The sequence below is a fragment of the Streptomyces sp. URMC 126 genome, from assembly GCF_051386555.1.
Classification (GTDB): domain Bacteria; phylum Actinomycetota; class Actinomycetes; order Streptomycetales; family Streptomycetaceae; genus Streptomyces.
In genome coordinates this window covers 1-7,895 of the sequence record NZ_JBPQTX010000317.1, presented here as the reverse complement: position 1 = coordinate 7,895, position 7,895 = coordinate 1, and the positions used below count along the sequence as shown (strand labels likewise).

7 protein-coding genes are annotated in these 7,895 nt (G+C 73.2%); all 7 read left to right on the top strand.

What is annotated here, in order from left to right:
- Window positions 1–60: 60 nt before the first annotated feature.
- Genes ACSNOK_RS27695 through ACSNOK_RS27665 form a run of 7 tightly spaced genes read left to right on the top strand, consistent with a single transcriptional unit; the run spans window position 61 to window position 7,836 of the window.
- Window positions 61–1,032 carry a complex I subunit 1/NuoH family protein gene (locus tag ACSNOK_RS27695; RefSeq protein WP_436783521.1) on the top strand — a complete coding sequence of 324 codons (972 nt, stop codon included), beginning with the start codon at window positions 61–63 and terminating at the stop codon, window positions 1,030–1,032.
- Window positions 1,029–1,613, top strand: coding sequence for a NuoI/complex I 23 kDa subunit family protein (locus ACSNOK_RS27690; protein WP_436783520.1), 585 nt, complete (start codon window positions 1,029–1,031; stop codon window positions 1,611–1,613). Before ACSNOK_RS27695 ends, ACSNOK_RS27690 begins: the two co-directional genes overlap by 4 nt.
- The gene (locus tag ACSNOK_RS27685) at window positions 1,610–2,227 is read left to right on the top strand and encodes an NADH-quinone oxidoreductase subunit J family protein (protein WP_436783519.1); all 618 of its coding nucleotides are present in this window, start codon (window positions 1,610–1,612) and stop codon (window positions 2,225–2,227) included. The genes ACSNOK_RS27690 and ACSNOK_RS27685 overlap by 4 nt, the downstream gene beginning before the upstream one ends.
- The gene (gene nuoK, locus ACSNOK_RS27680; RefSeq protein ID WP_436783518.1) at window positions 2,227–2,595 is read left to right on the top strand and encodes an NADH-quinone oxidoreductase subunit NuoK; all 369 of its coding nucleotides are present in this window, start codon (window positions 2,227–2,229) and stop codon (window positions 2,593–2,595) included. Before ACSNOK_RS27685 ends, nuoK begins: the two co-directional genes overlap by 1 nt.
- On the top strand, window positions 2,592–4,583 hold the full coding sequence (locus tag ACSNOK_RS27675; RefSeq protein WP_436783517.1) for an NADH-quinone oxidoreductase subunit 5 family protein: 1,992 nt from the start codon (window positions 2,592–2,594) through the stop codon (window positions 4,581–4,583). Before nuoK ends, ACSNOK_RS27675 begins: the two co-directional genes overlap by 4 nt.
- Window positions 4,584–4,585: 2 nt before the next feature.
- On the top strand, window positions 4,586–6,169 hold the full coding sequence (locus tag ACSNOK_RS27670; protein WP_436783516.1) for a complex I subunit 4 family protein: 1,584 nt from the start codon (window positions 4,586–4,588) through the stop codon (window positions 6,167–6,169).
- Window positions 6,169–7,836 carry an NADH-quinone oxidoreductase subunit N gene (locus tag ACSNOK_RS27665; protein ID WP_436783515.1) on the top strand — a complete coding sequence of 556 codons (1,668 nt, stop codon included), beginning with the start codon at window positions 6,169–6,171 and terminating at the stop codon, window positions 7,834–7,836. The genes ACSNOK_RS27670 and ACSNOK_RS27665 overlap by 1 nt, the downstream gene beginning before the upstream one ends.
- Window positions 7,837–7,895: the final 59 nt, after the last annotated feature.

Sequence of the window (7,895 nt, the reverse complement as noted above, 5' to 3'; positions counted from 1 at the left end):
CCCCGCCCCCGACGGGGGCGGCCCCGAGAACGACCCCGACCCCGCCGGAGGCGACCGAGCATGAGCAGCAGCGACGCCCTCGACGTGGTGCTGCGCCTCCTGGCCCTGTTCGGCGTCTTCCTCGTCTTCCCGCTGCTCGTCGGGCAGATGGAGCACAAGGTGATGGCCCATATGCAGGGCCGGCTCGGGCCGATGTACGCGGGCGGGTTCCACGGCTGGGCGCAGCTCGTCGCGGACGGGGTGAAGTTCGCGCAGAAGGAGGACATCGTCCCGGCCGAGGCCGACCGGCGGGTCTTCCAGCTGGCGCCGGCCGTCGCCCTGCTGCCCTACCTCCTCGTCCTCGTCGCGATCCCGATCGGCCCCGGCAAGGCGGTCGGCTGGTACATCGACGCGGGCATCTTCTTCGTCCTCGCCGTGATGGGCGTGGGCGTGCTCGGCTCGCTCATGGCCGGCTGGGCGTCGGCGAACAAGTTCTCGCTGCTCGGCGGCCTCCGTACGGCCGCGCAGCTGATGGCGTACGAGCTGCCGATGCTGCTCGCCGCCGCCTCCGTGGCGATGGCGGCGGGCACGGTCTCGCTGCCCGGCATCCTGGACGCGTTCCACTGGTGGTGGGTGCCCTGGCAGATCGTCGGCGGGCTGGTGTTCTTCACTGCGGGCCTCGCCGAGCTGCAACGGCCGCCGTTCGACATGCCGGTGGCCGACTCGGAGATCATCTTCGGCGCGTACACCGAGTACACGGGTCTGCGGTTCGCGATGTTCCTGCTCTCCGAGTACGCGGGCATCGTCGTCCTCTGCGGGCTGACGTCCGTGCTGTTCCTCGGCGGCTGGCACGGGCCCTTCGGGGCCGACGGGCTCGGCTGGGTGTGGATGCTGCTCAAGACGGCGGTGCTCGCGTTCGTCGTGATCTGGCTGCGGGTGAGCTACCCGCGGCTGCGCGAGGACCAGCTGCAGAAGCTCGCCTGGACCGCGCTCATCCCGCTCGCCCTCGCGCAGATCGCGCTGACCGGCGTCGTCAAGGTGGCGATCTCATGAACATCCCCGGCAGCGGCCTGGCCAAGGGCCTGGCCGTCACCCTGCGGACGCTCACCCGGCGTACGCAGACGGTCCAGTACCCCGACGCGCAGCCCGAACTCGCGCCCCGCACCCGCGGCGTGATCGGCCTGTTCGAGGAGAACTGCACGGTCTGCATGCTGTGCGCCCGCGAGTGTCCCGACTGGTGCATCTACATCGACTCCCACAAGGAGACCGTCCCCCCGGCCGCGCCGGGCGGGCGCGAGCGCAGCCGCAACGTCCTCGACCGGTTCGCGATCGACTTCGCGCTGTGCATGTACTGCGGCATCTGTATCGAGGTGTGTCCGTTCGACGCCCTCTTCTGGTCGCCGGAGTTCGAGTACGCCGAGACGGACATCCGCGACCTCACCCACGAACGGGACCGGCTCCGCGAGTGGATGTGGACGGTTCCCGAGCCGCCCGCGCTCGACCCGGCGGCGGAGGAGCCGAAGGAGGTCGCGGCGGCCCGCAAGACGGCCGAGAAGATGGCGGCCGCACAAGCAGCACAGGAAGCAGCAGCACAGGAAGCAGCAGCACAGGAAGCGAAGGAGGACGGAGCATGAGCCCCCACGGCGTCGCACTCGCCTCGGGCACGCACGGCTTCCTCTCGCCCACCGGCGTCGAGGTCGCCTTCCTCCTCGTCGGCCTCGTCACGCTCGGCGCCGCCGTGCTGACCGTCACCACCCGGCAGCTGGTGCACGCCGCGCTGTGGCTGGTCGTGGCGCTCGGCGGGCTGGCCGTGGAGTACCTGCTGCTGACGGCCGAGTTCGTGGCCTGGGTGCAGGTGCTGATCTACGTCGGTTCGGTGGTCGTCCTGCTGCTGTTCGGGCTGATGCTGACAAAGGCGCCCATCGGCCGCTCGCCGGACGCGGACTCCGGCAACCGGCCGGTGGCGATCGCGGTCGCCGGCGCCGCCGGCGTCGCGCTGGTCTGGGTCGTCGTGGACGCCTTCCGGAGGACGTGGATCGACGTCCGCGGACCGGTCCAGGGCTCGACCGAGGTCTCCGGCGAGATGCTCTTCCGCTACTGGGTGCTGCCCTTCGAGGCGCTCTCCGTCCTCCTGCTCGCCGCGCTCGTCGGCGCGATCGTGCTGTCCCGGCGCGGCAAGGACGACGAGACGGCCGACGGAAAGCGGAACGAGAAGCGGAACGGGAAGAAGAAGGAGGCCGCAGGCTGATGCACCTCGTCTACCCCGCGGTCCTGGCCGCCCTCCTCTTCTGCACCGGCCTCTACGGCGTCCTCGCCCGGCGCAACGCCATCCTGGTGCTGATGTCCGTCGAGCTGATGCTCAACGCGGTCAACCTCAACCTCGTCGCCTTCGACGTCTGGCTGCGCGACGAGCTGCACGCCGGGCAGGCGCTCACCCTGTTCACCATCGCCATCGCCGCCGCCGAGATCGGCATCGGCCTGGCCATCGTCCTGCTCGTCCACCGCAACCGCGGCACCGCCGACCTCGACCGGCTCCGCGACCTCCGCGAGGACGCCACCGATCCCCGAACCGCGGACGCCACCGACCGCGAGCAGAAGGCCGAGGCCGCCTCGTGACGACCACGACCACCGCCGCCCTCGTCCCGCTGCTGCCGTTCCTCGGTGCCCTCGGCGGCATCCTGGCCGGCCGCCGCGCGCCCGGACTCGTCCGGCCGCTCGCCCTCCTGCCGACCGCCGTCGCCGCCGTACTCGCCGTCGTCGTCGCCTGGCGGCAGGGCGGCGACCGGCCGCTCGACGCGTCGACGCGGCTCACCCCGACCGGCTCCGTCCCCATCGACCTGGCCCTGCATCTGGACGGCTTCGCCGTCCTCGTCGCCGTGCTCGTCGGGGTCGTGGCCACCTGCGTCCAGCTCTACTCGACGGCCTACCTGCGCGACGACCCGCGCTACCCCTCCTACGCCGCGCTGGTCTCCCTCTTCACCTCCGCGATGCTCCTCGTCGTCTACTCGGGCGACCTGATGGTGCTGCTGGTCGGCTGGGAGGTCATGGGCATCTGCTCGTACTTCCTCGTCGGCCACTACTGGGAGACCGAGGCCGCCCGCGCCGCCTCCCTCAAGGCGTTCCTGGTCACCAAGCTCGGCGACGTCCCCTTCCTGATCGGCGTGTTCGCGCTCGCCGACGACGCCGGGACGTTCCGCGTCGACGGCATCGTGCGCACCGCCGCCTCCGGGGACCTCTCCCACCCCACGCTCACGGCGTTGCTGCTGCTCGCCGGAGTGGCGGGCAAGTCCGCCCAGTTCCCGCTGCACACGTGGCTGCCCGACGCGATGGCCGGCCCCACGCCGGTGTCCGCGCTGATCCACGCCGCGACGATGGTCGCGGCCGGTGTCTACCTCGTCGCCCGGCTCCTCCCCGTCTTCGCCGCCTCCACCGCGGCCCTCGCGGTACTCGCCGTGATGGCGGCGGTCACCATGGTCGGCTCGGCCCTCGCCGCGCTCGCGCAGGACGACATCAAACGCGTCCTGGCCTACTCGACCGTCGGCCAGCTCGGCTACATGACCGGCGCCCTGGCCGTCGGCGACCGCGGCGCCGCCGTCTTCCACCTCGTCTCGCACGGTGCGTTCAAGGCCCTCCTCTTCCTCGGGGCGGGCGTGGTCATCCACGCCGCCGGCACCAACTCGCTGGCCGCCACGGCCCGCATGGGCGGCCTCGCCCGGCGCGTCCCGGACGCGTTCTGGACGATGACCGTCGCCCTCCTCGCGCTCGCCGCGATCCCGCCCTTCAGCGGCTTCTTCTCCAAGGAGGCCGTGCTCGGCGCCGCCGAGCACGCCGCCCACGGTGAGGCGGACGGCATTCCGGGCGCGGTCGGCTGGACGGTGCTGGTCGCCGGCCTGCTCACCGCCCTGCTCACCGCCGCCTACGCCACCCGCCTGTGGCTGCTCGCCTTCCGGGGCAGCGGCCAGGAGGCCGCCGACCACGGCCGGCAGCCCGCCGCCATGACGGCCGTCCTGTGGGTGCTGTTCGTCCCCACCGTGGCGCTCGGTCTCGCCGCCTGGAAGCTCCCCGACTGGTTCGACGGCGGCTCCCTGACGCCCACGCTCACCACCTCCCTCCTCTCCACCGGCTGCGCGCTCGCCGGCGTGCTCGTCGTCACCGCGGCCTGGCGCCGCACCGCCGCGCTCGCCGCCCGTACCCCCCTCGGCGCGGTGGCCGCCGACCCGGAGGAGGCCCCGGCCGTCTCCGAGGAGGAGGCCATCGCCACCCACGAGGCCGCGTACGGCAGCGTCGCCGGCGCCCGGGACCCCGCCGACCCCGGCCGGCTCCTCCTCGGCCCGCTGCACCGGCACGCCGCCGCCGGCTTCCACCTGGACGCCGTCGTCCACGCGGTGGCCGTCCGCCCGGCGCGCGGTGCCGCCCGCCTCGCCCGCTTCCTCGACCGCGAGGTCGTCGAGACCTACGTGCGCGGCGCGGCGTCCGCCCCCGGCCTGCTGGGCGCCGCCGTCCGCCGGGCCCAGACCGGCAACACCCAGACCTACCTGAGCGTCCTGTTCGCGGGCTCCGTCGTCCTGGCCGTCGCCGCCGTCCTCGTCGCCTCCGGAGCCTGACCGTGAGCCATTCCGTTCTCCAGATCCTCCTCCTCGCGATCGTCGGCCTGCCCCTCGTCGGAGCCGTCGCCGCCCTGCTGCCGGCCCCGCCCGGCCTGAAGGGGCGGAGCCCCGAACAGGCCGTCCTGCGGCACGGCGTCACCGTCACAGGCGCCGTGCTCGCGCTCACCGTCGCCCTGGCCGCGGGCTTCGACCGCGACGACCCGGCCGCCATGCAGGCCACCACCGACGTGAGCTGGATCCCGGCCCTCGGCATCCGGTTCCACCTCGGCGTGGACGGCGTCTCGCTCCCCCTCCTCGTCCTGACCTCGCTCCTCACCTTCCTCTGCGCGCTGTACAGCTACTTCCGAAGGCCCGATGGCCCGTCCGCCAAAGCCTTCGTCGCGCTGCTGCTGCTCCTGGAGGCCGGCACCCTCGCCTCGTTCGCCGTCCTCGACCTCGTGCTGTTCTTCCTCGCGTTCGAGACGGTGCTCGTCCCGATGTACTTCCTCATCGCCCGCTGGGGTGGCGAGGGACGGGAGCGCGGCGCCTGGCGCTTCGTCCTCTACACCCTGCTCGGGTCCGTGGTCATGCTGCTCGGTCTCCTCCTCGTCGGCATCAAGGGCGGCACCTTCGACATGGTGGCACTCGCCACTGACAACGGGTCGGGTCTGAGCCATTCCACGCAGGTCATCGCGGTGTTGGCGATCGGCGCGGGGCTCGCCGTGAAGGCGCCGATGTTCCCGCTGCACAGCTGGCTGCCCGACGCGCACACCGCCGCGCCGACCGTCGGCTCGGTGCTCCTCGCGGGCGTCCTGCTGAAGATGGGCACCTACGGCCTCGTCCGCATCGTGCTTCCCATGGCCCCCGACGGCGCCCACACGTTCGCGCCGTACCTCGCCGCGTTCGCCGCCGTCGGCATCGTCTACGGCTCGCTGGTCTGCCTCGCGCTGGCCCGCCGGGGATCCGGCGGCGACCTGAAGCGGCTGATCGCCTACAGCTCCGTCGGCCACATGGGCTTCGTGCTCCTGGGTATCTCCACCCTCACGCCCACCGGCGTGAACGCGGCCCTCTTCGCCAACGTCGCTCACGGCCTCATCACCGGCCTCCTCTTCTTCCTCGTCGGCGGCATCAAGGACCGCTACGGCACCACCGACCTCGATCGCCTCTCCGGGCCCACCGGCGCGGCGCTCTACGGCCGGGCGCCACGCCTCGGCGGCCTGCTCGCCTTCGGCGCCGTCGCCTCCCTCGGACTGCCCGGACTGGCCGGATTCTGGGGCGAGATGCTCGCGATGTTCGCCTCCTTCCGGCCCGCCGACGGCCTCAGCCGCCCCGCGTACCTCACCTTCATGGCCCTGGCCGGCCTCGGCACCCTGCTGACCGCCGCCTACCTGCTGGTCGTCGTCCGCCGCGTCTGCATGGGCGGCAACGGCGGGCAGCAGCCGGTGGCGACGGAGGCCGGCCCGGCGCTCGCGGACGTCCGCCCGTACGAGTTCGCCGCCTGGACGCCGCTCGTCGTCCTCACCGTCCTCGCCGGGCTCTGGCCCGCGGCCCTCGTGGGCCTCACCGATCCGGCCGTCCAGCAGCTCCTCGGAGGAGGCAACTGATGGTGCTCCTCGCCGACTCCGCCGACCCCGCGGCCGGCTCCCTCGTCCAGTCCGTCGACTGGCTGGCGGTCGCGCCGCCCCTGATCGCCGCCGTGGCCGCGCTCGCCGTCCTCGTCGCCGACCTCTTCCTGCCCGCCGAGCGGAAGCACATCCTCGGCGGCATCACCGTCGGCGGCCTGCTGCTGGCCGGGCTGGCACTCATCCCGCTGCACGGCGACAACCGCAGCACCTTCTGCCTCACCGGCGGCAGCCACACCTGTAGTTACGAGGCCGACCGCTTCACGCTCGTCATCCAGCTGCTGGTGCTCGGCGGCGCGCTGCTGACCGCCCTGCTCTCCGCCGCCACCGTGCGCGAACAGGAACTGCCCGCCGGCGAGTACTGGTTCCTGCTGCTCTCCTCCGCCGCCGGCGCCGCCCTGCTGCCCGCCTCGCGCGACCTCGCCACCCTCGTCGTCGCCCTGGAGGTCGCCTCGCTGCCCGCGTTCGCCCTCGTCGGCCTGCGCCGCGGTGACCGGCGCTCCTCGGAAGCGGCGCTGAAGTTCTTCCTCTCCTCGGTCACCGCCACCGCGGTCACGCTGCTCGGCGTCAGCTTCGTCTACGCGGCCACCGGCACGCTGCACCTCACCGACGTCGCCCACAGCCTCACCGACGTCGACCCGCGGCTGGCCGTCCTGGCCCGCACCGGCGTGGTGCTGACCCTCGTCGGGTTCGCGTTCAAGACGGCCGCGGTCCCCTTCCACTTCTGGGTGCCGGACGCGTACGCCGGCGCGCCGCTGCCCGTCGCCGGCTACCTCTCCGTCGTCGGCAAGGCCGTCGGGTTCACCGGTATCGCGCTCGTGACGGTCGTCGCGTTCCCGTCGTACTCCGACGTCTGGGGGCCGGCCCTGGCGGTGCTCGCCGCCCTCACCATGACGGTGGGCAACGTCGCCGCCCTGCGCCAGCGCCCGGACCGGCGGCTCAGTGCCGTACGACTGCTCGCGTGGTCCTCGGTCGGGCAGGCGGGCTACCTGCTGGTACCGCTGGCCGCCGCCGGGTACGGGAGCGACCCGGGGTACGCCGTCGGGGCCACCGTCGCCTACGCCCTGATGTACGCGGCCGTGAACCTCGGCGCGTTCGCGGTCGCCGTCCTCGTCGGCCGCACCGCGACGCACCACCGGGTTGACGACTACCGCGGCCTGTACGCCCGGAGCCCGTTCGCGGCGCTCGCCCTGGCCTTCTTCCTGCTCTGCCTGGCGGGGCTGCCGCCGGGCGTCATCGGGCTGTTCGCCAAGGTCACCGTCTTCTCGGCGGCGGTCGACGCGGGACTGGGCTGGCTGGCGGCGATCATGGCCGTCAACGTCGTCATCGCCCTGTACTACTACCTCCAGTGGACGGCCTTCCTCTTCCGCCCGGCGGCGGAGGGGGAGACGACGGCCGAGGCGGGAGCGCCTGCCGCGACGGGCGCGAATACCGGGACGGGCGCCGGCCCAGTGACGGGTGCGGACGCCGGGACGGGCGCCGGCACCGGGACGGGCGTGAGCACCGTGACGGGCGTGAGTGCGGACGTGCTGAAGGCCCGCATGCCCGTCTCCCTGGGAGTGGCGATCGGCCTGGCCGCGGCGGCCGGCCTCGTGCTCTCGGGCGCGCCGCAGCTGGTGCTGCGGTACGCGTCGGAGGCGCTGCTGTAAGGGCTGCGCGCGGGCGCCGGAGCGCCTCCGGAACGCTCTCCGGGGCGCCCCTGACAGGG

Bases quoted from the DNA above. Each gene is read 5' to 3' on its own strand.
- ACSNOK_RS27695 (WP_436783521.1), top strand. From the start codon at position 61: ATGAGCAGCAGCGACGCCCTCGACGTGGTGCTGCGCCTCCTGGCCCTG.
- ACSNOK_RS27690 (WP_436783520.1), top strand. From the start codon at position 1,029: ATGAACATCCCCGGCAGCGGCCTGGCCAAGGGCCTGGCCGTCACCCTG.
- ACSNOK_RS27685 (WP_436783519.1), top strand. From the start codon at position 1,610: ATGAGCCCCCACGGCGTCGCACTCGCCTCGGGCACGCACGGCTTCCTC.
- nuoK (WP_436783518.1), top strand. From the start codon at position 2,227: ATGCACCTCGTCTACCCCGCGGTCCTGGCCGCCCTCCTCTTCTGCACC.
- ACSNOK_RS27665 (WP_436783515.1), top strand. From the start codon at position 6,169: ATGGTGCTCCTCGCCGACTCCGCCGACCCCGCGGCCGGCTCCCTCGTC.